28 protein-coding genes are annotated in these 24,754 nt (G+C 64.4%); 22 read left to right on the plus strand and 6 right to left on the minus strand.

Features of this window, described 5'->3' with window-relative positions; genetic code table 11:
- Window positions 1–19: 19 nt before the first annotated feature.
- The gene (locus BLT08_RS01940) at window positions 20–430 is read right to left on the minus strand and encodes a helix-turn-helix transcriptional regulator (protein ID WP_245724130.1); all 411 of its coding nucleotides are present in this window, start codon (window positions 428–430) and stop codon (window positions 20–22) included.
- A 189-nt stretch (window positions 431–619) separates the two neighbouring features.
- Between BLT08_RS01940 and BLT08_RS01945 the strand changes: the two genes are divergently transcribed.
- The 10 genes from BLT08_RS01945 (at window position 620) to BLT08_RS01995 (ending at window position 8,643) form a co-directional block, all read left to right on the plus strand.
- The gene (locus BLT08_RS01945; protein WP_090303107.1) at window positions 620–1,258 is read left to right on the plus strand and encodes an HAD family hydrolase; all 639 of its coding nucleotides are present in this window, start codon (window positions 620–622) and stop codon (window positions 1,256–1,258) included.
- 67 nt (window positions 1,259–1,325) lie between these two features.
- Window positions 1,326–2,453 (plus strand): CobD/CbiB family cobalamin biosynthesis protein, encoded by a 1,128-nt coding sequence (locus tag BLT08_RS01950; protein WP_245724131.1) that lies wholly within the window; start codon window positions 1,326–1,328, stop codon window positions 2,451–2,453.
- Window positions 2,450–3,205, plus strand: coding sequence for an adenosylcobinamide-GDP ribazoletransferase (gene cobS, locus BLT08_RS01955; protein ID WP_090303905.1), 756 nt, complete (start codon window positions 2,450–2,452; stop codon window positions 3,203–3,205). Before BLT08_RS01950 ends, cobS begins: the two co-directional genes overlap by 4 nt.
- On the plus strand, window positions 3,205–3,804 hold the full coding sequence (locus BLT08_RS01960) for an NTP transferase domain-containing protein (RefSeq protein WP_090303906.1): 600 nt from the start codon (window positions 3,205–3,207) through the stop codon (window positions 3,802–3,804). Before cobS ends, BLT08_RS01960 begins: the two co-directional genes overlap by 1 nt.
- 1 nt (window position 3,805) lies before the next feature.
- Window positions 3,806–4,867, plus strand: coding sequence for a nicotinate mononucleotide-dependent phosphoribosyltransferase CobT (gene cobT, locus BLT08_RS01965; RefSeq protein WP_090303108.1), 1,062 nt, complete (start codon window positions 3,806–3,808; stop codon window positions 4,865–4,867).
- Complete coding sequence (gene cobD, locus BLT08_RS01970; protein ID WP_090303109.1) at window positions 4,851–5,945, plus strand: threonine-phosphate decarboxylase CobD; 1,095 nt, start codon at window positions 4,851–4,853, stop codon at window positions 5,943–5,945. Before cobT ends, cobD begins: the two co-directional genes overlap by 17 nt.
- A complete protein-coding gene (locus tag BLT08_RS01975) occupies window positions 5,942–6,691 on the plus strand; it encodes an adenosylcobinamide amidohydrolase (protein WP_090303110.1) in 750 nt (249 codons plus the stop codon). The genes cobD and BLT08_RS01975 overlap by 4 nt, the downstream gene beginning before the upstream one ends.
- 58 nt (window positions 6,692–6,749) lie before the next feature.
- Entirely contained in the window at window positions 6,750–7,172 is a 423-nt protein-coding gene (locus BLT08_RS01980; protein WP_090303111.1) for a DUF8009 family protein, read from the plus strand.
- Window positions 7,173–7,298: 126 nt separating this feature from the next.
- A complete protein-coding gene (locus BLT08_RS01985; protein ID WP_090303112.1) occupies window positions 7,299–7,514 on the plus strand; it encodes a hypothetical protein in 216 nt (71 codons plus the stop codon).
- 79 nt (window positions 7,515–7,593) lie between these two features.
- Complete coding sequence (locus BLT08_RS01995) at window positions 7,594–8,643, plus strand: amidohydrolase family protein (protein ID WP_175529212.1); 1,050 nt, start codon at window positions 7,594–7,596, stop codon at window positions 8,641–8,643.
- A gap of 39 nt (window positions 8,644–8,682) precedes the next feature.
- Here BLT08_RS01995 and BLT08_RS02000 read toward each other — a convergent pair whose 3' ends face one another.
- A complete protein-coding gene (locus tag BLT08_RS02000) occupies window positions 8,683–8,931 on the minus strand; it encodes a hypothetical protein (RefSeq protein ID WP_090303114.1) in 249 nt (82 codons plus the stop codon).
- A 180-nt stretch (window positions 8,932–9,111) separates the two neighbouring features.
- On the opposite strand from BLT08_RS02000, the gene BLT08_RS02005 reads away from it, so the two are divergent.
- The 4 genes from BLT08_RS02005 to BLT08_RS02020 all read left to right on the plus strand — a co-directional run bounded on the left by BLT08_RS02005 (window position 9,112) and on the right by BLT08_RS02020 (window position 11,022).
- Window positions 9,112–9,840 carry a fumarylacetoacetate hydrolase family protein gene (locus BLT08_RS02005; RefSeq protein ID WP_090303907.1) on the plus strand — a complete coding sequence of 243 codons (729 nt, stop codon included), beginning with the start codon at window positions 9,112–9,114 and terminating at the stop codon, window positions 9,838–9,840.
- A gap of 62 nt (window positions 9,841–9,902) precedes the next feature.
- Complete coding sequence (locus BLT08_RS02010; RefSeq protein WP_245724161.1) at window positions 9,903–10,013, plus strand: cupredoxin domain-containing protein; 111 nt, start codon at window positions 9,903–9,905, stop codon at window positions 10,011–10,013.
- A gap of 90 nt (window positions 10,014–10,103) precedes the next feature.
- A complete protein-coding gene (locus BLT08_RS02015; RefSeq protein ID WP_090303115.1) occupies window positions 10,104–10,616 on the plus strand; it encodes a hypothetical protein in 513 nt (170 codons plus the stop codon).
- Window positions 10,617–10,737: 121 nt separating this feature from the next.
- Window positions 10,738–11,022: a translation initiation factor eIF-1A gene (locus tag BLT08_RS02020; RefSeq protein WP_076609512.1), complete on the plus strand. Its 285-nt coding sequence runs from the start codon at window positions 10,738–10,740 to the stop codon at window positions 11,020–11,022.
- A 180-nt stretch (window positions 11,023–11,202) separates the two neighbouring features.
- Here the strand turns inward: BLT08_RS02020 and BLT08_RS02025 are convergent, their stop codons facing one another.
- A complete protein-coding gene (locus tag BLT08_RS02025) occupies window positions 11,203–11,922 on the minus strand; it encodes an SDR family NAD(P)-dependent oxidoreductase (protein WP_090303116.1) in 720 nt (239 codons plus the stop codon).
- A 174-nt stretch (window positions 11,923–12,096) separates the two neighbouring features.
- Here BLT08_RS02025 and BLT08_RS02030 point away from each other — a divergent pair, with 174 nt between their 5' ends.
- The 4 genes from BLT08_RS02030 to BLT08_RS22815 all read left to right on the plus strand — a co-directional run bounded on the left by BLT08_RS02030 (window position 12,097) and on the right by BLT08_RS22815 (window position 15,646).
- Window positions 12,097–13,593 carry a phytoene desaturase family protein gene (locus BLT08_RS02030; RefSeq protein ID WP_090303117.1) on the plus strand — a complete coding sequence of 499 codons (1,497 nt, stop codon included), beginning with the start codon at window positions 12,097–12,099 and terminating at the stop codon, window positions 13,591–13,593.
- Window positions 13,594–13,615: 22 nt separating this feature from the next.
- Entirely contained in the window at window positions 13,616–14,482 is an 867-nt protein-coding gene (locus tag BLT08_RS02035; protein ID WP_090303118.1) for a prenyltransferase, read from the plus strand.
- A complete protein-coding gene (gene cruF, locus BLT08_RS02040; RefSeq protein ID WP_090303119.1) occupies window positions 14,483–15,364 on the plus strand; it encodes a bisanhydrobacterioruberin hydratase in 882 nt (293 codons plus the stop codon).
- 120 nt (window positions 15,365–15,484) lie between these two features.
- Complete coding sequence (locus BLT08_RS22815; protein ID WP_175529213.1) at window positions 15,485–15,646, plus strand: hypothetical protein; 162 nt, start codon at window positions 15,485–15,487, stop codon at window positions 15,644–15,646.
- Window positions 15,647–15,667: 21 nt separating this feature from the next.
- Here the strand turns inward: BLT08_RS22815 and BLT08_RS22820 are convergent, their stop codons facing one another.
- The 3 genes from BLT08_RS22820 to BLT08_RS02050 form a co-directional block, all read right to left on the minus strand.
- Window positions 15,668–15,820 carry a hypothetical protein gene (locus tag BLT08_RS22820; RefSeq protein WP_175529214.1) on the minus strand — a complete coding sequence of 51 codons (153 nt, stop codon included), beginning with the start codon at window positions 15,818–15,820 and terminating at the stop codon, window positions 15,668–15,670.
- A gap of 80 nt (window positions 15,821–15,900) precedes the next feature.
- Complete coding sequence (locus BLT08_RS02045; RefSeq protein ID WP_090303120.1) at window positions 15,901–16,851, minus strand: phytoene/squalene synthase family protein; 951 nt, start codon at window positions 16,849–16,851, stop codon at window positions 15,901–15,903.
- A 64-nt stretch (window positions 16,852–16,915) separates the two neighbouring features.
- Window positions 16,916–18,574 carry a bacterio-opsin activator domain-containing protein gene (locus tag BLT08_RS02050; protein ID WP_090303121.1) on the minus strand — a complete coding sequence of 553 codons (1,659 nt, stop codon included), beginning with the start codon at window positions 18,572–18,574 and terminating at the stop codon, window positions 16,916–16,918.
- Between the two features lie 134 nt (window positions 18,575–18,708).
- Between BLT08_RS02050 and BLT08_RS02055 the strand changes: the two genes are divergently transcribed.
- Genes BLT08_RS02055 through BLT08_RS02070 form a run of 4 tightly spaced genes read left to right on the plus strand, consistent with a single transcriptional unit; the run spans window position 18,709 to window position 24,668 of the window.
- A complete protein-coding gene (locus tag BLT08_RS02055; protein ID WP_090303122.1) occupies window positions 18,709–19,764 on the plus strand; it encodes a DUF7283 family protein in 1,056 nt (351 codons plus the stop codon).
- The gene (locus BLT08_RS02060) at window positions 19,742–20,218 is read left to right on the plus strand and encodes a DUF7285 family protein (protein WP_090303123.1); all 477 of its coding nucleotides are present in this window, start codon (window positions 19,742–19,744) and stop codon (window positions 20,216–20,218) included. The genes BLT08_RS02055 and BLT08_RS02060 overlap by 23 nt, the downstream gene beginning before the upstream one ends.
- Complete coding sequence (locus BLT08_RS02065; protein WP_245724132.1) at window positions 20,215–21,192, plus strand: DUF7284 family protein; 978 nt, start codon at window positions 20,215–20,217, stop codon at window positions 21,190–21,192. The genes BLT08_RS02060 and BLT08_RS02065 overlap by 4 nt, the downstream gene beginning before the upstream one ends.
- Window positions 21,189–24,668, plus strand: coding sequence for a DUF7286 family protein (locus BLT08_RS02070; RefSeq protein ID WP_090303125.1), 3,480 nt, complete (start codon window positions 21,189–21,191; stop codon window positions 24,666–24,668). The genes BLT08_RS02065 and BLT08_RS02070 overlap by 4 nt, the downstream gene beginning before the upstream one ends.
- Window positions 24,669–24,754: the final 86 nt, after the last annotated feature.

Genomic DNA, 24,754 nt, shown 5'->3' on the forward strand with positions numbered 1-24,754 from the left:
ACGAGTTGGTTTCGATCGGTTACTGTCGACGGATTTCTTGGGGTCCGCTCGTCTCCCGAGCGGTGGCTTTCGTTTCGGGAAGCTGCACGACTTTCTCGTGGCCGATTCGGTATCGCTCGATCACGTTTCGGTCCTCGAGATCAGAGAGAAGCCGGCTGATCGTCGAGGACGACCACCCGTACTCGTCGGTGAACCGGCACTGTTTGACTCGGCCGCCGTGTTCGGTTACCACGGCGCGGACGTACGCCGCGGGCGAGAGACCGTACTCGAGGATTTCACCGCGACTCGTGGGTCCCGTTTCGGGATCGGTGACCCCACCTGACGTCGGTCGTTCCGTTGTTCGGTGACGAGTGTCGGGTGTGGATCGGTCGTCATCGGTCCGTTCGGTTCGACCTCCCGCCTCGACTGTGAGGTCTAACGATCCGATCATCGCGAGACTCCGCCGAACGAGACGACGGAGCCTGTCGACCAGGGTGGAGGGTGGTCGTCGGTGGTCCATGTACCCGAACGAGACCATTGGAGTTTGAAAGAGCTATTCACAGAATCGTCCAATAGTCGATGGAAACGCGGCGCGCGGTGGACCGCGAAATTAAAGATAGTTTGTGCTAGTCACACGTACGTGGAAGTATCGTTCGACCTCTTCGGGACGCTCGTGACCGCCGACAGACCGTCCGATCCAGCCGCAGCCGTCGCGACTGAACTCGAGAAGCGAGACGTCGACGTACCGGACGACTGGGCCGACGCCTACGCCGAGCCACACGTCGACGCGCCCGAGGGTGCGGAGGTGCCGTTACCCGCTCACGTCTCGCACGCGCTCGCGAGCCGAGGGGTCAGCTACGAGCACAACGCGGTCCGACGGGCGGTCGTCGCCGCATTCGATCCCGACGTCGAGACCAGAGACGGCGCCAGAGCGGCCGTCGACGCCGCCAGCGAGCGGGGTCCCGTCGCGATCTGCTCGAACTGCAGCGTTCCGGAACTGGTCGGTCGAACGCTCGTCCGATCCGCGTTCGACCGCGACGAGTTCGACGCCATCGTGACGAGCGTCGGCTGTGGCTGGCGCAAACCCGCCCCCGAGATCTTCGAGCTCACCGCTGCCCAGCTCGAGGTCGACTCGGACCGACTCGTCCACGTCGGCGACGACTCTCGGACCGACGGCGGTGTCGAGGCAGTCGGCGGGACGGCACTGTTACTCGAGGAACACCCGCTCGAGACGATCCCGTCCCGGCTGGCGACGCTCGCGGAGTCGGAGAAGTCATGACCGCGCGACGGGATGGTGGGGGTCTGAGCGGAGCGCGCCACCTCGCTGAGCCCCGGGAGGGACGATCGTGATACTAACGACGATCGCACTGTTCGGACTGGCGTTCAGCTTGGATCTGCTGATCGGTGAGCCTCCGAACGCGCTCCATCCGGTGGCCTGGTTCGGCCGTCTGGTCGGCGCGCTCGATAGGGAGTGGGCCGATACTGACGGTGGCCAGCGACTGGCCGGTGTCGGGATCGCCCTGTTTGCACCGCTGATTCCGGCCGTCGTCGCGGGTGGATTCGTCGTGCTAGCGAGTGTAGCGTCTCCGCTCGCGGGTGCGATCGTCGCCGGCCTCGTGCTCTTTCTGAGCACGAGCCTGCGCTCGCTGCTCGAGTTGACACAGACGGTCGTGGTAGCAACCGACGTCGGCGACGAGTTCCGTACCGACGGGAGCGACGCATCCGGCATCGATGAAACGACTGCCGGTGCCGGCGGAACGACTGACGATACCGACGACGGCCTCGAAACGGCCCGCGATCGGGTCCGGGGCCTCGTCGGTCGTGATACCTCGACGCTCTCGCCCGCCGAAATCCGCAGTGCAGCCGTCGAGAGCGCCGGCGAGAACCTCGCAGACGGACTGGTCGCGACGTTGCTTCCGTTCGCCCTGCTCGCCCCGATTTCGCTGCCGGCGGCCGCGGCGGCCGCGGCGTGGGTCAAGGGCGTCAACACACTGGACTCGATGCTCGGCTATCCCTCGAAACCCCACGGCACCGCCAGCGCCCGACTCGACGATCTCGTAATGTGGCTTCCCGCCCGAATCGCCGCGATCGCGATCGCCGTTGCCGGAGCCGACCCGTTCGCAGTGCTTCGCGCACGCGAGTGGGCGCGTAATCCACCGTCGCCCAACTCGGGGTGGCCCATGGCGACGCTCGCCTGCGTGCTCTCGGTTCGACTCACCAAACCGGGCGTCTACGATCTGAACACCGCCGCCGATCTGCCGACCGTCGCCGACGGCGACCGAGCCGTCTCCGTGGTCGGGCTGGCCGCCGTCGTGTCGGTGCTCGTCGCTATCGCTCTCGCCGCGGGGGTAGCGATCACCGTGACGTCGCTCGAGGGAACGCAGGTAGGTGCGACGGCTCCTACCGCGGTTCTCGAGACCGGGTCTAACGTCGTTTTCGAGGCGTTTACGTGGCCTGGGGAGGCGAGTCGATGAGCTGGCTCGCCGCCGTCCGCGGTGGGCTCGGATTCCTGACGCGGCTACCAGTCGGCCACCGAGACGGTGACTGGGAGGCGTTTCGCACGCGGCCGGTGGCGTTCCCCGTTGTCGGATTCGTCGCGGGCGCGATCGCAGCAATTCCGTTACTGGCGACCGAGACGCTAGCCGCGCCGACCGTCGCTTTCGGCTATCTACTTGCCGTGTACGCCGTAATGGGGGTCCATCATCTCGACGGCGTGGCGGATCTCGGCGACGCGCTCGTCGTCCACGGCGACGCCGACCGCCGCCGCGAAGTCCTGAAGGATACGACGACGGGCGTCGGTGCGGTTCTCGCGGTGGCAATCACCGTGGCGGGGCTCGCCCTCGCCGGTCTCGGACTCGCCGGACTCCCCGTCTTCCTCGCGGTCGCCGTCGCGATCGCTGCCGAAGTCGGGACGAAACTCGGGATGGCGGCGATGGCGTGTTTCGGTCACGCGAGCCACGACGGTATGGGACGGCAGTTTACGACCGCGGCCGTCCCAACATCGTTCGTCGCACCCGCCGGCGTCGCCCTCCCGGCAGCCCTCCTTTCCTGGCCCCACCCGGTCGCTGCAGTCGCGCTCTCGGGAGCCGTTGCCGGGGTTGCCCTCCCCTGGTACTGGGCGACCCGCTACCTCGGCGGCATCAACGGCGACGTCTTCGGTGCGGCCAACGAGATCGGCCGCCTCGCCGGCGTCCACTTGGGGGTGATCGCGTGGACGCTATCGTGATGTGCGGCGGGAGGGGGACGCGACTCGAGAGCGTCCACGAAAAACCGCTCCACCCGATCGACGGCGTCGCGATGGTCGACCGGGTGCTGGCGGCGCTCGAGGCAAGCGGCGTGAACTCGATCTACGCGGCCGTCTCGCCGAACGCCCCGGAGAGCCGCGCCCACCTCGAGCGTGGCGACGGCGAAACTCCGACCGTGACCACCCTCGAGACGGCCGGCGACGGCTACGTGGCCGATCTGATGGCCCTCCTCGATCGACCCGCCATCTCGTCACCAGTGCTGACCGTCGCCGCGGACCTTCCGTTACTCGAGGCTCCCGTTATCGACCGAATTCTCACGACTCACGGCGAGTACGACGCCTCGCGGACCGTCTGCGTCCCCGTCGCGCTCAAACGCCGGCTCGGCGCGAGCGTCGACTCGACGCTCGAGCCCGAAACCCACCTCGCGCCGACCGGGGTCAACGTCGTCGGCGACGCATCCGATCCCCAGACCATGACAGACGTATACTACGACCCACGACTCGCGATCAACGTGAACCGACTCGAAGACGCTCGTCTCGCGGCGAACGAACTACCGCGTCTCGGCGCGGAGGGGCGATAACATGCGCGTGATCCTCCCCGCCGGCACGACCGAGACCGCGCTGATCGACGGTATCAGCGCCGCCGGAGCGTCCCCGGACCTGATGGAACACACGCCCTCTGCAGACGTCGAGATTCTCGCGTACGGCGAGCCGACGATGGCCCCCGTCACGCCGGTGAGTCCGAACGGCTGTCCGACGCCGGCGGCGGTGACGCGGGCCGTCCGCGAGGTGATCGACTTCGACGTCTCGGTCGTCGACGCTGGCCTCGCACAGCCGACTGGCGCACCCACGGTCGACCTCGGCGTCGAACCGGGAGCGGACATCCGCGACCCCGTCGCCGTCCCCGACACACGGGCGATCTTCGACCGCGCCCACGCCTACGGCGCGAGCCTGCCCGACGACGAACTCCTGATCGGCGAGACGGTCCCCGGCGGGACGACGACGGCGCTCGGCGTCCTCACCGCGCTCGGCGAACCGGCCGGCGTCTCCTCCTCGCTCCCGAAAAACCCCATCGAGCGTAAACGGCAGGTCGTCGACGAAGCCCTCGCCGCGAGCGACGCTTCGGCCGGGAGCTTCGACGGCCGCCCGCTCGAGGCGATCCGTGCCGTCGGCGATCCCGTACAGGCGACCGTCGCGGGGATCGCCGCCGGCGCGCTCGAGTCGGGTATCGACGTCACCCTCGCCGGCGGCACGCAGATGGTGGCCGTCGCGACCGTCTTACGCCACGCCGGCGTCGACGCACCGTTCTCGATCGCGACTACCTCGTTCGTCGAGCGCGAGCAGGGCGACCAGCTCGGCGAGGCCTGCTACCGGTTGAACTGCCAGTTGACCGTCACCGACCCCGGATTCGACGCACGCGACCACGTCTCCATGAAGCGCTACTGCGCCGGCGTGGCGAAAGAGGGCGTCGCGATGGGCGGCGCGCTCTCGCTCGTCCCAGACGAGCGGATGGAGTCGGTGCTGGATCGGTTCGAAACGGTCTGCGGCCGTCTCGGAATCGAAGACGACGGCGGGAGCGGGAGCGAAAACGGAAACACCAACGAACCCGCGAACTCGACCCCGGAGGATGATCGTGCACCCTGAGTCGATACGAACCGGGGACCGCGTCCCCCACGGCGGCGAGACCGACCGGGACGTCCTCGACTTCTCGGCAAATACCAACCCGTACACGCCCGACGGCGTCGAAGCGGTGTACGAACGCGCACTCGAGGCGTCTCGCAGGTACCCCGACGACGACTATCACGACTTCCGGACCGCCGCGGCCGCGTTCGTCGGCTGCGAGCCGGAGCGAGTAATCCCCACTCCTGGCGGGCTAGCTGCGATTCGGCTGGCGATGGAGTGTTCGCTCGAGCCCGACGACGAGGCGCTGATTCCGTACCCGAGTTTCGGCGAGTACGCTCGCGAAGTGCGTTTACAGGGGGCGTCACCTCGATTCGTTCCACACGACGAGCTACTGGCAGTGGACGACGGGCTTCTCGAGGACTGCCAGTTCGCGGTGGTCTGTACGCCGAACAACCCTACCGGCGAGGCGACCGATCCGGACGCGCTGGCGGCGTTTGCGGCCCGCTGTGGCGAGGCGGAAACGACGCTGTTGGTCGACGAGGCGTTTCTCGGCTTTACGGATCTGCCGTCTGCGGCCCGACTCGAGGCCGAGCACGTGATCGTCGCCCGTTCGTTAACCAAACTGTTCGGGCTGCCGGGACTGCGAGCGGGATTCGCGGTCGCGACAGGTGAGCGGCGAGACGCACTCGAGACGGCCCGTCGCGCGTGGTCGCTCGGCACGCCGGCCGCACGCGTCGGTGCGCACTGTCTTCGCCAGGATGCGTTCGTCCGCGAGACGCGCGAACGCGTCGAACGCGAGCGCGAGCGGATGCACGAGGCGCTCAAGCGGCGGTTCGACGTCGTGCCGTCGGACGCACCGTACCTGCTGTGTGACGTCGGCGACCGCAGCGTCGACGACGTGATCGCGTCCGCTCGTGAGAACGGTGTCGCCATCCGGGACGCGAGGACTTTCAGGGGTATCGACTCGCACGTCCGCGTCGCCGTCAAGGACCGAGAGCGAAACGACGGACTGCTCGCGGCGCTCGGGGTGCTCGAGGCTGACGAGGGCTACGGCACCGACGGGGGCGACGACATCGACGAGGGGACGAGGTCCGAATGACAGAGTCCGATCCAGCGTACGGTGCGTTCCGCCGCGACGGCGTCCTCCGGGTACGCCGGCCCGGAACGGAGTGGCTCTCGACCGGTTGGAACGGCGGCCGACGGACGGCCGACTGCGCGTACAACGTCTCGGTACCCGAGGGGTGGGATCGGACGGACCTCGGAGCGTACGTCGACGAGCGCCTCGAGCGGGCGGAATTTTCTCACGCCAGCGATGGCCCGGTTCTGCTCACCGGGGTCGATCAGGCGGACGCCCGCGGAGCCCGGTACGGTCCCGTCACGGCCTACGCGACCGCCGGCATCTCGAACCCGGCCGCGTTGCCGATGGATCCCGACGAGCAGTCGGTGAGCGACGACTCTCGTTCGGACTCGCGCTCCCACCCGGGACCCGGAACGGTCAACGTGATCGCCGGGACGACGCGGGCGCTCGCACCCGGCGCGCTGGCGAACCTGATCGCCGTCGCCGCGGAGGCGAAGGCGGCGACGTTGCTCGCCGAGACCGGGTTTCCGGGTACGACGACGGACGCCATCGTCGTCGGCCACGACCCGACGGGCGAACGCGTCGAGTTCTCCGGCAGCGGCACCGACGTCGGCGCGGCGACGCGCGCCTGCGTTCGGGAGGCCGTCTCCGCCTCGCTTCGGGCACACTACGAGGAGCGCGACGAGACCCTACCCGGCTCGGTCGCGGACGCGACGTACGGCGTCTCGACCGACGTCCGAGCGACGGTGTTCCGACCGTCGCGGTGAGCACGGTGTCCCTTCTCGGCTCGAAACGTTAACCCGTCTCGAGGCGAACATCCCGACTATGGCTGGGGAGGAAGACGACGATCCGACGGCGATCCGTTCGCTCGCGCTCTCGCCGGCGGACGCTGCCGACGCCTACGCGTACACCCGGGAGAACCCGGGCGAGGCCGTGCTCCGCGTGACGCCGCCGTTTCACGGCCGTATGCGGGCGCGTATTCACGTGTACCACCTCGACGACACCGAACTGACCGGTGCCGTCCACGTCGCCCCGCAAGTCGTCATCGCCGACGACGTCGTCGACGACTATCCCACGCTCGAGACCGAACTCGAGGACGTCGATCCGAGCGAAACGGATCGCGTTCGAAGGCGACACGGTGAGGCGGTCGAAGCATGGCAGAAACGCGCGCGGGAGGCGATCGTCGACGAGGTCACGCTCGAGACCGACGACGGCCCGCATCCGGTCGAGATCAAACGGATCGGATAGCGCGACCTGACTAAGACTCGTTCTGGTCGTGACGCTCGAGTTTCTACGGCACACGTTCGCTGTCCTGTACTTTCACTTTCACTCCGGGTGGATCGGATTAACGTACTATCCGTCTCATTGACTGGTATGGCACTGATCGTCGACCGGAGTGAGGACCGAACCGAGCAGACCGATAGCACCGACACGGCAACGACACTCGAGCCAGAGCCGGAACGGCGCCGTATCGACGTCACCGACCTGCACGCCGCCGGAATCGAGGAGTTCGTCGAGTCGAACGTCGACACAGAGTTCGTCTCGCTCGAACACCGCGGCGCGCGGACCTACCTCGTCCTCGAGGACTGAGCGAGAACCACGCCGCGAATCGGTCGGACGCACAACTGGTTCCCCCACTGTTTTCACCGGGACCGTGGGAGGTGGGCGCATGACCGACACTCGAGATCGAGAGGCGGGACACCCGCGGAGTTTGACGACGCGGCGACGCGTTCTCGGGAACGGTGCCGGTCTCGTCGGTATCGCTGGCGTCGTCGGAGTCGGCCAGTCGTCGGCAGGCGGGACGGGCCGCAGGACCGAGTCGGGCGACGACGAGACGCCCCCTCGAGTCGACACGACGCGGGACGACTCCGCTGCGGACCTGCCCCTGATCGACGCGCACACGCACCTGATACCCGAGCAAACGCTCGATCGGGATCCGTTGAGCGCCGACGAACTGGTGGCGTGGATGGACGCCCACGGCATCGATCACGCGGTCGTTCAGGCGCTCGATTCGCCCGAGAGCTATCCCGTCCAGGCGCCGAGCTGGTGGGTCCTCGAGCAGGTCGAGGCGTATCCGGACCGCCTGCTCCCCTTCTGTACGGTCGACCCCCGAACGCTGGTCTACGAGGCGGATTTCGGGGCCGTGACGGAGCTGCTCGAGCGCTACGTCGACCGCGGCGCGCGCGGCTTCGGCGAGCTCAAAGCCGGGCTCCCGATCGACGATCCGCGACTCGAGCGGCTCTACGAGCTGTGTGCCGACCACGACTTGCCGGTTCTCTTTCACACCGACGAGAAAGCGATGATGGACGAGGTCGGGCTGCCGCGACTCGAGGACGTGCTGGCTTCGTTCCCGTCGGTCGACTTCGTCGCCCACGCCCACGCGTGGTGGGCCCACATCTCCGCGGACGTGAGCCGGGAGGACCGAGGCGACTACCCGACGGGACCGATCGAACCGGGCGGGCGCGTCCCCGAACTGTTGTCCGAATACGACAACGTCTACGGCGACGTCTCCGCCGGTTCGGGCTGGAACGCGCTCACGCGCGACGAGGCGTACGCGCAGGGGTTTCTCGAGGACCACCACGAGCAGTTGGTGTTCGGAACGGACTTCCTCGCGCCGGATCAGGAAGTGCCACAGTTCGAGCTGTTCGACCGGTTCGACCTGCCCGCGGAGGCGTGGGCGAACATCCGGTATCAAAACGTTGAGGAATTACTCCGGTGAGACCGGGGGCGCAGCCGGATCAGAACAATTGGAGTCGAATCAGAACCGTTGGAGTCGGATTTCGTCCGCCGTAACCTCGTCGACGTACTCCTCGCCGAGTTGATAGTTCTCCATCCCGTCGGCGACTGCTCGATCCCGCCGGAGTCGCGATTTGATCGAGTCGGCCATCTCGGGTCCGGGCTCGACGTACGCGACACCCGCGTCGACGTCCTGAACGACGCCGATCTCCGTTCCGTTCGTGTTGACGACCGGCTTCCCCTCGTCGTCGACCGTGAAGTTGGCGCACATACTCCCCCGTTACCGAGCGACGATGGTATACGCCGGACTTACATGTGCTTGTGTTCGTCAGTCGACGTGATCGACGACGAGATGGGGCGATGGACCGATCCATCTCGAGACCGTCGCTCGATTCGACCGGAACGGGATCGAACCGATATCACTACTGTTCTGGACTCGAGACCGCCGGTAATGAAACTCGCGCGGATCGCGACGGACGACGGACCGGTCAGTGGCCAGTACGAGGACGGCGTCGTTCACGGTGAGGACGGCGTGTACGAAGTCGGCGTCGACGGGACGTTCCTGCCGCCCTGCGAACCCTCGGCGCTGTACTGCGTCGGTCGGAACTACGCGGCGACGCTCGATCAGATGGAGTACGAACGGCCCGACGAACCCGACTTCTTCATCAAGCCGCCGGCGTCGGTGCTGGGCCACCGGGATCCGATCCCTTACCCCAGCTTTACTGACGAACTCACCTACGCCGGCGAACTCGCGGCGATCATCGACGACCCCTGCCACAACCTCTCGGCAGACGAGGTGTCGGACGTCGTGCGCGGCTACACGATCATGAACGATATGGACGCGCTCGATCAACAGGGCCGAACCGCTCGCAAGGCGTTCGACGGCTCCGGTCCGCTCGGGCCGTGGATCGAAACCGCGGTCGATCCGACGGGAATCGACATGTGGACCGACGTCGCCGGCGAGCGCCGACAGGAGGCCAACACCGAACTGATGCTGTTCGACCCCCACGAGATTATCTCGTATCTCTCGCGACGATTCACCTTCCGGCCCGGCGACGTGGTTGCCTTCGGGAGCCCCGCCAATCCCGGACTGGTCGAACCCGGTGACACCGTCGAAATCACCTACGATGGTGTCGGGACGCTTCGAAACACGGTCGTGGACGGTGTGTCTGACGAGTAGGGGGACCCTCGAGCGACTCGATCGACCAGCGAAGCGGCGGCGGCGACGAGTTCGACGCGACGATCGCCAGCGAGGGTGATACGTTCGAGTGGGACGCCGAGGAAACCGGCACGCAGCCGTACTACTGTTCGCCCCACGCGGGCTTTATGTACGGCGCACTCGAGATCGAGTGACGCACCTCATCGCCGTTCGCCACGCTCCCCGCTGACGCGTACCGTCTGCGAGCAGAAACACACTTCCGCGTGCACCCCCTCCGAGCCGATGTGAGCGCTGATGCGACGCGACGCGTCGAAGTCTACCCCGACCGAGAGGTCGTCGTCGAGTTCGATCCCGACCTCACCTTCGAATGCGTCGAAGAGTGTACCTGGTGTTGCCAACACGGGGTCTTGCTCTACGACCGGGATCTGCTCGAGTTAGCCCAGCGAGCGAACCTCGCCGAGACCACGACCGACTTTCGCGGCGAAAAGTTCGTCACCCGCGAACAGAAGGATCGAGAGGACCACGTCGCAGACGACGGCTGCGCCTGTGCCTTCCTCCGCGAGGACGGACTCTGCTCGCTGCATCTCGAGGAGGACTGGAAACCGACCAGATGCTCCGTCTTCCCGCTCGGCGTCTGGCTCGAGGACGGCGACCTCCACGTCGACATTCGGGACTCGGCCCACGAGCACTGCGAAGGACTAAATGTCAGTGACAGGAGCGTCATCGACAATCTCGAGGCGTTCCTGCCGGAGGTGCTCTGGGAACTCGAGAATCCGGACTCGGACCGAGAGCTGTAGCGCTGTTTCCCGCCTTGAAGTGATACTATCCGCACAGGTTATCCGACCGGACGGTTACCATTGAGTTAGATGTTACCACGGCTCTCCAATGTTTTAAACGTCCGCCGTACGTAGTACGGGTGTGACAGAAGAATCCGGGCGTCGGAACCTCCGCATGCCCAACAGCGATGAAGTATTCGCCGTCGTAACCGAACACCTTGGTGGCAATCACGTCCAACTTCGGTGTGAAGACGGCGAGGAACGACTCGGCCGCATCCCAGGTCGCATGAAGTACCGTACCTGGATCGAACAAGACGACATCGTCGTCGCCGAACCCTGGGACTGGCAGGACGAGAAAGCGACGATCGAGTGGCGCTACACCAGCCAGGACGCAGATCAACTGCGTCGTGAAGGCCACATCGATTGAACCTCGGTAGCGACCACTAAACGAGATTTCTCCGCGCACTCCTCGATACCGAGCGACGGCGTTCGACCGTTCGAATCGATACTGCCGATCATTCCCAGCGAGACGGCTTCTGCGGCGAGTCTAATCCGTTCGAGCCTCGCCTGTCGTTCGGACGGATAAACCGATAGCTGCGATAGTAATTCACCGCGTCGCCTGCTTCCACGTTCGAAGGTCGACCACTGTTCCGTCGATCGCGTCCGATTCGGCGTCGGTCGCCGCCCAGACGAACATCCCGGCGATCGAGTCCGGATCGCGTCCCTGGCCGCCCGAGAGCGCCGTCGCGACCTGTCCGAGATCCAGACAGCCGACGGTGTACTCGGTGTCAGCGGCGAACCCTCGAGCCACCGCCTCCGCTGTCGCCTTCGATATCGCGTACGAACCGTAGCCCGATTTGGCTTCGCGAGCGACCGCTCCCGTCGGGACGAGCACGCGAGCGCCGGCGTTCAGGTGGGGGAGCGCCTCGAGAATCGCTCCGAAGACGCCGCGGGCGTTGATCCGCCAGTGGTCGTCGAACGCCGAGTACGACTCGCGGTCGGTCGGCGTACTCCCCGGATTGCCGTGATAGACGCCCGCTGCGGGAACGAGGACGTCGATACCAGCCGACGAACCGGTCCGCGAACCGGTCTCGACGAGTCGCTCGAGGTCGTACTCGTCGCGAACGTCGGTCCGGAGCCCTGCCGCGGCGGCGTCCGTGCTCTCGGACGACTCGAGTCGCTCCTCGAGCGCGTCGACCGTTTCCGTCACGTCGTCGCCGTCTCGAGCGCCGACGACGACCGTCGCACCCTCGTCGACGAACGCCTCGGCGACGGCGCGTCCGATCCCGCGGGTTCCACCGGTGACGACCGCTGTCGTTCCGTTCATACGGGCCGTACGGGTGGCCGACACAGGAATCCATCGGCGATGACTGCCGTTCTCTGTAGAGGGGCATCTCCCGCGCTCGTGCGATGGCTCGCGTTCACTGCCGAGACTCGATCTAGCGGCCCCCTACGTAGGTATGGCGTACGTTTATGACCGCGCCGACAGTCACGGTGATATATGCAATCGCTGGCCGACGAGTCCGTCGTCGTGATCGGGGCCGGCGTCGGCGGGCTCTCGACGGCCTGCTACCTCGCCGATCGGGGTGCCGACGTCCACGTCATCGAGAAAAACGAACAGCTCGGCGGCCGCGCGAGTCGACTCGAGGAGGATGGCTTCCGGTTCGACATGGGTCCATCCTGGTACCTCATGCCCGACGTCTTCGAGCGCTTTTTCGCCGAGTTCGACCGGACGCCGTCGGACTACTACGAACTGACTCATCTCGATCCGCACTACCGAATTTTCTTCAAGGACGGAGATCAGGTCGACGTCACGCCCGACCTCGAGCGAACGAAGGCCGTCTTCGAGGAGTACGAGACGGGTGCGGGCGAGGCGCTCGAGCGCTATCTCGACAAATCGCGGGAGAACTACGAAGTGGGAATGGAACACTTCGTCTACGAGGATCGAACGCGACTGCGAGACTACGTCGACCTCGACGTGGCTCGGCAGGCTCGCGGGCTCTCCCTGCTGGGATCGATGCAGGGCCACGTCGAGAACTACTTCGAACACCCGAAACTCCAGCAGATCATGCAGTACACGCTGGTGTTCCTCGGCGGCTCGCCGACGAACACGCCGGCGCTCTACAACCTGATGAGCCACGTCGATTTCAACCTCGGCGTCTGGTACCCAGAGGGCGGCATCGGCGGCGTCATCGACGCAATTGCGGACCTGGGGAGCGAACTGGGCGTCACGTACGACACCGACCGACCGGCGACGGCGATCAAGGGCCGGGAAGGCGCGTTTCTCGTCGAGACGTCCCAAGGGCCGCTCCGGCCCGATCTGGTGGTCAGCAACGCCAGCTACGCCCACACCGAGCAGGAACTGCTCCCGGCCGAGCGACGGGGCTACGACGCCGACTACTGGGAGTCGCGGACGTACGCTCCCTCCGCGTTCTTGCTCTACCTCGGCGTCGAGGGCGAGGTCGAGGAACTGGCCCACCACACGCTGGTCCTCCCGACGGACTGGCAGGAGCACTTCGACCAGATCTTCGAGGATCCGCAGTGGCCGGACGAACCCGCCTACTACTGCTGTGTCCCCTCCGAAACCGACGAGACGGTCGCTCCCGACGGCCACAGCGCCCTGTTCGTCCTCGTCCCGATCGCGCCGGGACTCGAGGACACGCCAGAGATTCGCGACGCCTATCGCGAGAAGATACTCACGGATATCGCCACAAACACCGGGGAGGAGCTTCGCGATCGGATCGTCTTCGAGGAGCAGTTCTGCGTGCGGGATTTCGCGGATCGATACAACAGCTACGACGGGACGGCGCTGGGATTAGCCCACACGCTCCGCCAGACTTCCCTCTTCCGGCCGCCCCATCGCGCGAAGGGCGTCGACGGACTCTACTTCGTCGGCGGCGACACCACGCCGGGGATCGGCGTCCCGATGTGTCTCATCAGCGGCGAACTGACCGCGGAGAAGGTACTCGAGGACTACGGACAACCGGTAGAACAGTGACCGAACCGTCGGCCAGCTTCCTATGACGATGGGATCGACGTCCGCGAACGGTGACGGTCTCGCGGGTGAGCTATCGTACTTGCTGACGCTCTCGAGGCCCCGGTTCTGGCTCTATTTGGCGGGACCGGTGCTCGTCGGCGTCGCGTACGCCGCGAGTTCGGTCGACGACCTGTTCGCACCAGCCGCGGTCGCGCTGTTCGCCTACTTCCTCGTGCCGGCGAACGTCTTCCTCTACGGGATCAACGACGTTTACGACCGCGAGATCGACGTTGCGAATCCGAAGAAGGACGAAAAGGAGACACGGTATCGGGGTCAACGATTCGTTCCGGCCGCGGTCGTCGGCTGCGTCCTGCTGGGGCTGGCGCTCGTCCCGTTCCTGTCCCGGGCGGCCTGGCCCTGGCTCACGGTCTTTCTCGTCCTCGGGGCGGCCTACAGCGCGCCGCCGGTTCGGTTCAAGACGACGCCGATCCTCGACTCGGTCTCGAACGGGCTCTACATCGCGCCGGGCGCGGCGGCCTACGCGGCCGTCGCGGGGGCCCAACCACCGCTGCTCGCCGTCCTCGGCGGCTGGCTGTGGGCGATGGGGATGCACACCTTTTCCGCGATTCCCGATATTGACCCCGACCGCGAGACCGGCATTCGGACGACGGCGACGGTGCTCGGCGAGTCGCGGACCTACGCTTACTGCGGCGCGTGCTGGTTCGCGAGCGCGCTCGCGTTCGCCGCGCTCGACGTCCGCCTCGGCGCGCTCATGCTGGTTTACCCCACACTCATCGCGGCGCTCGTCACCTCGAGCGTCGCCGTCGATCGGGCCTACTGGTGGTTCCCGGCGATCAACACGGTCGTCGGCGCGCTCCTGACGATGGGCGGACTCTGGAGGCTGGTCTGAATGGACACACCGAACGTGACGCAGTCCGACGGCACTCGCGCAACCGTTCAGCGACGGCTCGAGACCATCATCCGCGAGAATCGATTCACGATCGCGGTCGTCTTTCCGTTCGTCGGCGCGGTGACGCTGGTCGCCAGCGCGGAGGGGTTACTGCCGGAGCCGTTGGCGTACAACCCGCTGTTGATCCTCTTCGGGACGATGGTGATGCGCTCGCCGCTGGTCGTCGGTCTGCTGCCGCGTATCGGCTGGTGGGCGCTCGGTTGTCTGGGCCTGCTGACGGCGTACACGTACGCGATCGAGATCGTCGGCGTGCGAACCGACTGGCCCTACGGCGCGTTCGAGTACACCATCCAGCTCGGACCGATGCTGTTGGGGGAGGTGCCGCTGGCGCTGCCGCTCTTCTTCATCCCGCTGGTGCTGAACGCCTACCTGCTCACGCTGCTCGTCCTCGAGGACTGGAGTGCGAACCCGCTCGTCAGGATCCCGGCGGCCATCGCGGCCGTCGTCGCGATCGACCTCGTGCTCGATCCCGCCGCCGTCGCCATCGGCTTCTGGACGTTCGTCCCCCCGGGCGTCTACTACGGCGTCCCCGTCTCGAACTACGTCGGCTGGCTGCTCTCGGGTACCGTCGCCGTCGTCCTCGTTGACCTCGCCTTCGAGCGCGCGTCGCTGCTCGAGCGGGTGCGAAACTGCGAGTTCATTCTCGACGATCTGGTGAGTTTCGTCCTGCTCTGGGGGACGATCAACCTCCTCTACGGCAACTGGCTGGCCGCCGGCGTCGCCGGGCTGTTCTGTCTCGGTCTGTTCCGGACGGATCGGTACGACCGCGAGATGATTCGCCGTTCGCTTCCTTCGAGCGGCGTCGAGAGTCGGGATTCCTGATCGCTGGTTTGTGCTTTCGAACGCTTCGACGGCTGGTGCATCAACTCGATCACACGACCGATTCCTCGGGGACGAACATGCTTGCTCCAAGCTTTTGCTCGTGTCGCTACTGATGGATGTATGGCGACTATCGCACCGATCGAATGTCCGCTCTGTCACGACGAGCTAACGCGGAACCAAAACCTGGAGGACCACCTCGTCGAAACGCATTCGAAGCAGACGTTGGCGAAGTTCGTCGTCGCCGAAACCGAAGCACTGGGCGAAGAGGACGTCTCGGAGTGATGGCGCTCCTTCGGGAGCGCTCTACACGAAGATACTGGTCAACGTACTGCCGAACAAGAGCAAAAGCATCACGACGACGAACGTGATCGTCAACCAGACGCCGAGTCCGACCGCGGCGGTACGGGCGTTTCGGCGATCGATAGCGAGCGGGTCGTGTGGATCGCTGGTGGACATACGAGATCGACTACGCTCCGAGGGCTCACAACAGGAAATCCACAATATAGTGGGGGTTAATAAGCAGCCGCGCGACGGCGTCACTGCGTTGGAACGTGACCGCCGTGACCGGAGTCGTGCCGATCGGTCTCGAGGGCGGGGACGGCGGAGACACGCCGGAAGACGGCCTCCGGATCGCGGTTCCAATGCCAGTGCCAGCGGGTCTTCGCGAGACACCACAGCTTTCGAGTCGACGATAGCGCGGGGTCTCGGCTGAGGACGTCGTAGTTCTGCGAGCGAATGACGGTGTGGTGTTCCGCGTAGAGAACGGCCGCGAGCAACACGGGAAGCTGGCAGTCGTCGGGGAGATACCGGATTCCCGCAACGCCCTCCCGATATAGATCCTCCGTTCGCTTGAGTTCGGCAGCCATCGCAGCGGCGAACGAGTCCGAGTACTCGAGTCGCTCGATCTGTGCGGTCGAAACGCCGTGGGAGTCGAGCGTCTCCTGGGGGAGGTAGATCCGATCGCGCTCGAGGACGTCTTCGCGGACGTCCCGCAGGAAGTTCGTCATCTGGAACGCCTCGCCGAGTTTGACGGCGTGCGGGAGCGCGGCTTCCCGGTCCTCGGGCTCCATGATCGCGGTCATCATCACGCCGACCGCGGACGCCGACCCTCGCATGTACGACTCGAGGTCGGCGTAGCTCTCGTAGCGGTCGGTGTCGATATCCGACTGCATCGCATCGACGAAGGAGTTGATTTCGGCGTCCGAGATGTCGTACTCGCGGCGAAGTTCGCCGAACGCCTCGAGCACGGGGCCGTCGGGTTCGGTCTCGCCGAGTGCCTGGGCACGGAGACGCTCGAGTTCGGCGCGCTGTTCTTCGGGCGGGCTGCCGTTCGCGTCATCGACGACCTCGTCGGCGATCCGAAAGAACGCGTAGAGAACGTGCGTGGCGTGGCGAACCCGTTTCGGAAGGAATCTCGTCGCGAGATAGAACGTTTTCCCGGTCCGCCGCTGTATCGCCTTGCCTACGTCGATGTGTTCCTGTTGCATTCTCTCCTCGTGCCCAACTGACGGCTGTGGGGTGTAAACGGTACGACAGTAGTATATAAAACGATTAGCCCTTACTAAGCGGGTCCCCGTCGAATAGTTCGTCGAGGAGCTTTCGCTGTGCCGATCGGAGATGCTGGTGAAACGTGGATCGGGAGATGTCCATCGACTCCGCCAGATCCTCGCCCGAGACGTTCCGCGGCCACTCGAAGTAGTCCGCGTAGTAAGCCTTCCGGAGGGCCGTGAACTGGCGATCGGTGAGCGACGATTCCAGCCGCGCTGTCACGTCCTGTCGTGACCGCGGCGGCCGATCCGTCTCGCGGTAGCTGAGCAGTTCGACGCTTTCGGCGCGCTCCTCGAGCAGGTCGTACACCGACCGAGCGGACTGGCCGTTCGGAACGTCGATAGTGAGATCGACGACGGGAACGTTCGCCCCCGTTCGGTGTGCCATCTGGCCGACCGCACCGCTGGCGTCGAATCGGCGAATATCGGCGCCGTGTCCCGAGAACGTCGTTACGATCGTGTCGTCGACGGCGATTTCGAGAAGCGTCCCCTCGTCGTACGTCGACAGGATCGTACAGTCGGTTACTCCGTCGAACGCCGTCGCCGGCGGGACGTCGTCGACGGCGCGGTCGACGTGGTAGAACGCGAGCGGCGTCCCGTCCCCGTCGTAGGTCAACCCACGATAGGTGATCGTCGCTTCGAGTTCGGCCGCGAGCGCCGCGACGAACAGCGAGGAATCCTCGATTGCGATCTCGAGTTCGACGACCGTATCGGTGGTGAGCATCTGCTGGGTCTCGATCGCGTTCATCGCGGTTGCGATCGTCCCGGCGAGCGAGTCGAGGACGAGCCGCTCCCGTTCCGTGAAGGCGTCAGGCTCCGTCGCGAACAGCACGAGCACGCCGTAGGTGATGTCGCCGTAGGTAAGGGGGAGTGCGGCGAGCGACTGGACCCGTTCGACGCCCGCGGGCCACCAGCGAGACGCGCCGTCGACCGTCTCGAGGTTTTGAATCACCTGCAACTCTCCCGTTTCGAGCGCCCGAACGGCCGGATGGTCCTCGTCCGACTCGAGACAGAGGTCGTCGTCCTCGAGCGGGACGTCGCCGTCGTGGGACCACTCGTGCAGTGAGAGCCGACTGTTCGCGATGTCGGCCCGCCCGATCCAGGCGAGGCCGTACGGATCGGTGTCGGTGAGACACGAACAGACCCGCCGTTCGACTTCGTCGCGCGTCGTCGCACCGAGGACGGCATCAGTCACGTCACGGAGGAGTCCGTCGATTCGCTCGAGGAGATGCTCGAGCGCGCGGTGCTCTTCGCGGAGTTCCGCCGCGGTTTCTTCGGCGGCGATCTCGGCCAGTTTTCGCTCGGTGATCTCGAGGTGGACGACGGAGGCGCGAACCTCACCGTCGGCGGTGAACCGATTGGCTCGCATCATGAACCACTGCTTTCGTTCGGGAGTGTGACACGGATACTCCATCGCGAACGTCTCCTGTTCGCCCGCGATAACGGTCTCGATCCCCTCCACAGCGCGTCTGGCGTGTTCGTCGTCACCCATCCGGGCGGTTGCGATGTAGTTGACGCCGACGTGGTCCTCCCGGTACTCGTCGGGACCGAACTCGCGCCAGGACTGGTTGGTCAGCAGGATTTCCCCGTCGCTATCGATCACACCGACGATAACCGGGAGCGTCTCGAGGGTCGCGTCGGCGAGTGCCTTCCCGGAGTGCATTGGCTGAACGTTCGTGCTTGAACCACATAACGAAAGTGGGCGACTCGAGCGAGGATTCCATCTCGGCGAGGTCGACCCAACTGATTTCGTTCTCACATCTGAAGTTTAAATACTAACACGCGGCCACAGTGGACATGGACTGGGAGGCCCCCGCCGACGCCTGGTACGTGTGGGTAGCAGTCGCCATCGTCAGTTTTGCGATGGCTGGCATCGTGCTCGGGCTCCCGACGGCGCCACCGCCGGACGCCGATGGAACGGCGAACGCAATCGAGGAGACGTCCGGCAGTTCCTACGAGGCCGCCTCGACCTACGGCTACGATGCCGACGAGATCAAGATCGACGGGACAACCATCGAACTGCGAAACGAGGAGGGAACGGATCGCTCGAGTCTCAGGTACGAGCAGGTCGTCGTCGTCAACGGCGACGATCGGCTCGAGCGACTCGTCTACGGCGAGACGTTCGAGGCGGAGTTCGAGGACGAAATCGACGATCCGCACGAAGACGCAGCGACGGTGTTCATGGATCGCCTCGCTGCTGCCGAGGAGGACAACAGCGGCGAGTGGCTCACTGCGTCAGAGGAACTAACCGTTCGGCAGGTCGCCGTAGAGCCCAACGAGGTCCGTGATATTCACGTCGAAGCCACCGACCACCAGACCGTCGACATCATCACCGACGAGTACACCGTTCCTCGAACGATCGACGCTTCATTTTCGGGATTCGGTGACGAAAGTACTGACGTCCACTACACTGTCACCGGAACGTCGATCGTAGAGGAGGAGTACGACGGTTCCAGTTCGTTCTGGAGCGAAGTCGCGGATACGTTTTCGGACTGGGTCGACTCAGCACGCTGCTGGCTGAGCGACTGTGAGGACGAGACCGACCCGGAAGACGAACTCAACCCGCTCTACGAGACGGAGCGGGAGTGGACTCATAGAGGAACCAGTACGCAATATGTACATCTGGATTACGAATATCGTGGGGAAGACGAGGACGTCTGGGTCGGTGACTATCCACTCACCGTCACTGCCGAATTCGACGGGACCTCGTGCAGCGCAACGCTCGATTCCTCGTCGGACGATGCGCATCTCTGTCCGCTCGGTACGGACTCCGAGGAGCGCGTAGACGAACTGAACTGGATCGATCGTGACGACGAGACGGAGGACTACCATGTTACACTCGTCGTCGTCTAAGGGCCAGACGGAGCCGCTCGCGGCACTGGTCGCCGTCATCGTTCTGGGGCTGGCGATCGTCCTCTACGGCGGGTTCGTCACCGACGTGCTCACGGACCGCACCGATCGAACCTCCGACGACGTCGCGATCGATCTGATCTGGGACGATATCTCTCACGACGGCGTCTACTCGTCCGACCGCGGCACTGATCTCTCCGACATCGAGATGGCGTCGTTGCCACAGGGACAGAACGTCTACGTCGAGGTGACCATAATCGACGATGACGGCCACGAACGTGTCGTCGACGACTTACATTTCGACTCCGACGGGACGAGAGCGTCCCCACAGGAAGGCCCACCCGAGGACGGCTCCGAGATCGAAACGCAGGTCAGCGAGCGCCCCATCCCCGTCGAGACCGACGTCGCCGGTGACGTCCGCGGTGGAACCCTCCACGTCGAGGTGTGGTCACCGTGAGAGCCGACCGAGTCGTCAGCACCGAGCCGGTGACCGACGACCGCGCCGTCAGTACCGTCCTCGACATCGCGCTGGCGCTGTTGTTGATCACGGCGAGCGTGCTCGTGATCGGGCTCTACCTCACCGACGACGAGGACGATCTCGAGGTCGATCGAGCCGATCACACCGCCGAAACCATAAGCGGGTCGACCGTCTCGGTCGTCTACGACGTCGAGAACGTGACGAACAGCAGTCACTACGACGAACCCGAGGGGATCGAGAGCTACGAGCGAACGACGTACGGCCCGGCGGTCGGCACGATCGCCGAAGCGGCGGTCGTGAACGCGAAATTCGGCGGAGAGCAGTTGGTTCTGTACGCCGACTCGTTCGGCGAGAGCGTCGCCGCACACGTCGAGAGCCGCCTCGTCGGGGCCAATCACCAGGTCTACGTCACCGCTACCTGGCAGCCCTACGACGAGGCGTCGATCCACGGCAACACCACCGTCGGTAGCCAACCGCCGGTGACCGACGACATCAGTGCCGTCACGATGACAGCAGACAGCGGCATGCCAACCGTCGACGACGGCGCGTTGGCCGACGCCTACGCCAACGAGGGTGCCGACGAGGCCGCCGAACTGATAGCGGAGTCGATCGTCGAGGGCTACTTCCCCACCGAGCGATCGCAACTGGCCCTCGAGCGCCAGAACCTCGATCGGGCCCTCAAGTCCACGCACTACCTTCAGATGTCCGAGATCGTCGGGGCCGATCTCGACCGGGACGAGGCCCCGTTGGCTCGATCCGAGGCACGGGCCGACGACGCCAACGAGGAACTGGTCGACGGTCTCGCCGGCCTGATCGCCGACGATCTCGAGTCGGGCCAGACCGGCGATTACCTCGACGAGATCGGTGATGACGAGAACGAACTGGAAGCGTACTTCGACGAGACAGTCTCGCCGGGAACCGTCGAACTGACCGTTTATACGTGGAACCCATGACACGACACCGACCGCACACCATCTCGATCGACGACCGAGCACGAGTGCCGTTCGCGATCATCGGCGTTCTGATGCTCGTCAGCAGCATCATGATCGTGGGCGTACTCGAGTCGCGCGATACGCCCGAAACGAACGTCGATCAGACGCTCGCGATGGAACAGACCGAATCGGCAGCCCAGAACGAACTCCGCGGTGCGGTCGTCGACGCAACCCACCAGGCTGCAGCCCAGCCGGTGACGACGTCCGAGTTGGAGGCTCTCGACGGCGATCCGGACGACGTGTTCGAGACGTATCTCAAACTGCTGATCCATCTGCGTGCGGAACAGGCGCTACCGAACGCGGGCCAGACGATCGGCGACGCCGAAACGACAGTGTCCATCGACGGCCTCTCAGCCAATCCCAACACCGCGGTCGGCGATGCCGACGACAGCGTCGACATCGCCCACCCCGATACCGGTTCGATCGAGGTCGCGCTCGAGGAGGTGACGATCACGCTCGAGGACGACGATCGAGTCATCAGCGAGCGGACGCTCGAGGAACTTACCGTCACCGTCGGCACGCCGATCTTCGAGCTACAGGAGAAGACCCAGGAGTTCAACGAGAGCCTCAATGAGGGCTTCTTCGAAGGAAGTCCGTCCGATCTCGACAATTTCGCTCACAAGACGGCCGTGCGTCTCTACCCGATGGCGTACTTCAAGTCGGTTATCAATCGCCTGGATTCAGGTACCGGGGATGAACGGAATCCATGGACGTTCGACGAAATCCTCAAACACGATCACACGGAAGTCATGGCGAACGACGCCATCTTCGGCGTCCAGAAAGAGGTGTTCGGCGACGATGCCGTCGATCCGTACGCCGACCGCGTGATGCGTCCTGCGTGGGCGTGTTTCGCCGCAGACATGATCGACGAGATGGTCGGCGACGATGACGACGAAGACGAGTCGTTCGGGGCGGCGGTCTCTGTCTCAACGGGAAGCGGTGCAACCGTCTCAGTTGACGGAGAGAACCGGGGAACGACGGACGCCTCCGGCGACGTCTCGTTCGAACTGGACGAGCCGGGGTGGTACGACGTCGTGGTCGTGAAAGACGATCACGAGCGCCTCGAGCAGAGTGTGGAGTTCGACGAGACGGACAACCGGACGACGGTCAGTCTCACCCAGTCGACGGACCGTTCGATCGATATCTACAGTCCGACGGGGGAGCCGATCGAAGACGCTGATGTCCACCTCTGGACGGACGACGGACTCGTCTACGAGGAGGGCGTCGACGGATCGTTCGCCCTCGACGACGGACAGACGGAGTTCACCCTCGAGATCTTCGCCGAGGGCTACGAGGACTACTCGGAGATGGTCGAGGTCGACCTATCACGTTCCGTGATACTTACGCCGGAAGATGACGCGGCGCTCGACGAGCTCGAAGCGGACGCGGGGATATTCGATCACCTCGACGATCCAGATATCCAGGAGAGCATCTGTGATGACTACCGGGACTATATCTTCGGTGACAAAGACGGTGACCTCCCCGATGCGCCGTCGTTAGCCGAGATCATCGATACCATGTTCGGCGATATGGATCCGCTGACTGCGGAAGAGGAGGTCACGCCGAACGATATGGCGGATATCGCATACTACGAGCTGATCGGTGTCGACTTGCTGACCGACGAACTGGGCGAACTTCCCGGCGAAATGAACCCTGGCGAGATCGACGGCAGCGAGTCGCCGATCGGGTACGACGAGAGCTTCCCCGGGAGTTCCATGGAGGACGAGTATATCGATAGGATATACGATGTCGACGTCGAGCGAACGACGAGTACGTCGTCCTGGTCGCTTCCGACGGATCGGAGCGGGGCACCGGAGAACTACTCGTACGAGTATTCGGAGTACAGTTCCGGTGGACTCGAGGACGTCGACGTTTCGTTGTCCCAAGACTGGCAAACTACTCAGGGCGAGTACTCCGATCGTGATATCCACAGTCTCGACATCGACGTCGAGTTCGAGTATCGGGAGCGATCGGTCTTCGAAAATAGCACGGAAAACGGGAGTGACACGATATACATCCCCCGATCCCCAGAAACGCAAACGGTCTCGCTCAGTGTCGATATCGACGCCGATCTCGTGGACGATCTCGAGGTTCCCGAGAGTCGGATCCACGACGATTTCGAAGCGGGAGAGGGGTACGACGACCGTGGCGCTATTGCCGGACTTTCGGACCCCGATAACTTCGAACCCGTCGTCGTCGATTCACTCGAGGCGTTGCTCAACGTCGGCTCGCTCGATTCGGGAGACGATCTCGAAGACCAGATCCAAGCCGAAATCAACGATTCGATATCGGTCACACACATTCCGGATTCCGACGACTCTCCCGAGGACGAGGTCGAGAGCACGATCGAAAGCTCGATCAACGGTGCCAGTTTGACGAGCTACGACTTCAGTGATCTCGAGGGCGGATCCGATCTCGACACGGACGAACTCGAGACGTGGCTGAAAGACGACCTCTACGAGATAAACGCGCTCGTCAAGAAAGACGTTGAGCCGGTTACAGCTGAACGAGTCGACTTCCTGCGTGGCGACTCTCCGTTCAGGGAGTTGGAAGAAAACGTCGCAGCGTTCGAAGACGAGACCATGTCGACGGGGTCGTACGACAACGTACCGGACCTGATTCGAATGGAGGTTCGGCAGGCCTACTTCGACATACTCACCGATCGAATGGCGGAGATGGCCGAGTTCCACGAGGAGACGGTCGAGGACGTCGACGACGCGATGTCCAGCGGTGATGGGGCACTCGACGACTCTCTCGGGTTCATTCAGGATATCTTCGCCGGCGACGTCGAGGAGCGGAGCGGCCATCTCGAGGGCTCTGAGCTCATGGAGGAGATGGAGTTCGAAGTCTCCGGGTCGCCGACGTACATGGATCTCGAGACGGTCGACGATACTGAAGTGCCGTCGGTTCGTCCGCCGGGCTCTACGGTGATGGATAACGACGTCGCCGGCGAACACGCGGCGCTCGGAGCCGAATACAACCAGCGGCTTCCGACACCTGGGCTGCCGCTGATTCCGTGGCCACCGGCGCTGTACGTCTTGCAACTCAACAGCTACAATCTCGATCTCGAGGGCGAGTACTCTCGATTCGAGGTTAGTTCAACGGCGGGTGATCCGGCCGACGGCGAGAGTACGACGTACGTTCGCGATCGAATGGATGTCGAGATCGATCTTGGAAACGGTAACGAGCGGAAAATCGGCGAGGTCGAACCGATCGAGTTCGACACCTCTCTCGAGATTGTGATTATCATGCCCGGGCTCATGCCGATGCAAACAGGTGCACCGCCGAATACCGGTGATCCATCGTTTGCAGATCCTGATGAAATCGGGTTCAGTGAGTTATTGGGAGCGATCGAGGATGCTCTCGATGAAGACGAGGCAGCAGCGCTGGGTCCATCCGAAGACAGTACCGAATACGATGATATAGGGCCACAGTGATCTGTCAACTTAGATTAAATTGATCCAGCGAAGTTTTGACTCTATGCACGAAATCTCGTTCTCGCGAACGCCAGTAACTCTGTCAT

Origin of the sequence: Natronorubrum texcoconense (assembly GCF_900100335.1) — an archaeon.
In the GTDB taxonomy this organism is placed as follows: Archaea; Halobacteriota; Halobacteria; order Halobacteriales; family Natrialbaceae; genus Natronorubrum; species Natronorubrum texcoconense.

Excerpts from the sequence above, each read along its gene's own strand:
- BLT08_RS02030 (WP_090303117.1), top strand. The coding sequence starts at position 12,097 with ATGCAATCGCTGGCCGACGAGTCCGTCGTCGTGATCGGGGCCGGCGTC.
- BLT08_RS02035 (WP_090303118.1), top strand. The coding sequence starts at position 13,616 with ATGACGATGGGATCGACGTCCGCGAACGGTGACGGTCTCGCGGGTGAG.
- BLT08_RS01985 (WP_090303112.1), top strand. The coding sequence starts at position 7,299 with ATGGCACTGATCGTCGACCGGAGTGAGGACCGAACCGAGCAGACCGAT.
- BLT08_RS22820 (WP_175529214.1), bottom strand. The coding sequence starts at position 15,820 with ATGTCCACCAGCGATCCACACGACCCGCTCGCTATCGATCGCCGAAAC.
- BLT08_RS01975 (WP_090303110.1), top strand. The coding sequence starts at position 5,942 with ATGACAGAGTCCGATCCAGCGTACGGTGCGTTCCGCCGCGACGGCGTC.
- BLT08_RS01995 (WP_175529212.1), top strand. The coding sequence starts at position 7,594 with ATGACCGACACTCGAGATCGAGAGGCGGGACACCCGCGGAGTTTGACG.
- BLT08_RS02060 (WP_090303123.1), top strand. The coding sequence starts at position 19,742 with ATGTTACACTCGTCGTCGTCTAAGGGCCAGACGGAGCCGCTCGCGGCA.
- cruF (WP_090303119.1), top strand. The coding sequence starts at position 14,483 with ATGGACACACCGAACGTGACGCAGTCCGACGGCACTCGCGCAACCGTT.
- BLT08_RS02005 (WP_090303907.1), top strand. The coding sequence starts at position 9,112 with ATGAAACTCGCGCGGATCGCGACGGACGACGGACCGGTCAGTGGCCAG.
- BLT08_RS02050 (WP_090303121.1), bottom strand. The coding sequence starts at position 18,574 with ATGCACTCCGGGAAGGCACTCGCCGACGCGACCCTCGAGACGCTCCCG.
- cobS (WP_090303905.1), top strand. The coding sequence starts at position 2,450 with ATGAGCTGGCTCGCCGCCGTCCGCGGTGGGCTCGGATTCCTGACGCGG.
- cobT (WP_090303108.1), top strand. The coding sequence starts at position 3,806 with ATGCGCGTGATCCTCCCCGCCGGCACGACCGAGACCGCGCTGATCGAC.
- BLT08_RS01940 (WP_245724130.1), bottom strand. The coding sequence starts at position 430 with ATGATCGGATCGTTAGACCTCACAGTCGAGGCGGGAGGTCGAACCGAA.
- BLT08_RS22815 (WP_175529213.1), top strand. The coding sequence starts at position 15,485 with ATGGCGACTATCGCACCGATCGAATGTCCGCTCTGTCACGACGAGCTA.
- BLT08_RS02025 (WP_090303116.1), bottom strand. The coding sequence starts at position 11,922 with ATGAACGGAACGACAGCGGTCGTCACCGGTGGAACCCGCGGGATCGGA.
- BLT08_RS01960 (WP_090303906.1), top strand. The coding sequence starts at position 3,205 with ATGTGCGGCGGGAGGGGGACGCGACTCGAGAGCGTCCACGAAAAACCG.
- BLT08_RS01980 (WP_090303111.1), top strand. The coding sequence starts at position 6,750 with ATGGCTGGGGAGGAAGACGACGATCCGACGGCGATCCGTTCGCTCGCG.
- BLT08_RS02070 (WP_090303125.1), top strand. The coding sequence starts at position 21,189 with ATGACACGACACCGACCGCACACCATCTCGATCGACGACCGAGCACGA.
- cobD (WP_090303109.1), top strand. The coding sequence starts at position 4,851 with ATGATCGTGCACCCTGAGTCGATACGAACCGGGGACCGCGTCCCCCAC.
- BLT08_RS02045 (WP_090303120.1), bottom strand. The coding sequence starts at position 16,851 with ATGCAACAGGAACACATCGACGTAGGCAAGGCGATACAGCGGCGGACC.
- BLT08_RS02000 (WP_090303114.1), bottom strand. The coding sequence starts at position 8,931 with ATGTGCGCCAACTTCACGGTCGACGACGAGGGGAAGCCGGTCGTCAAC.
- BLT08_RS02055 (WP_090303122.1), top strand. The coding sequence starts at position 18,709 with ATGGACTGGGAGGCCCCCGCCGACGCCTGGTACGTGTGGGTAGCAGTC.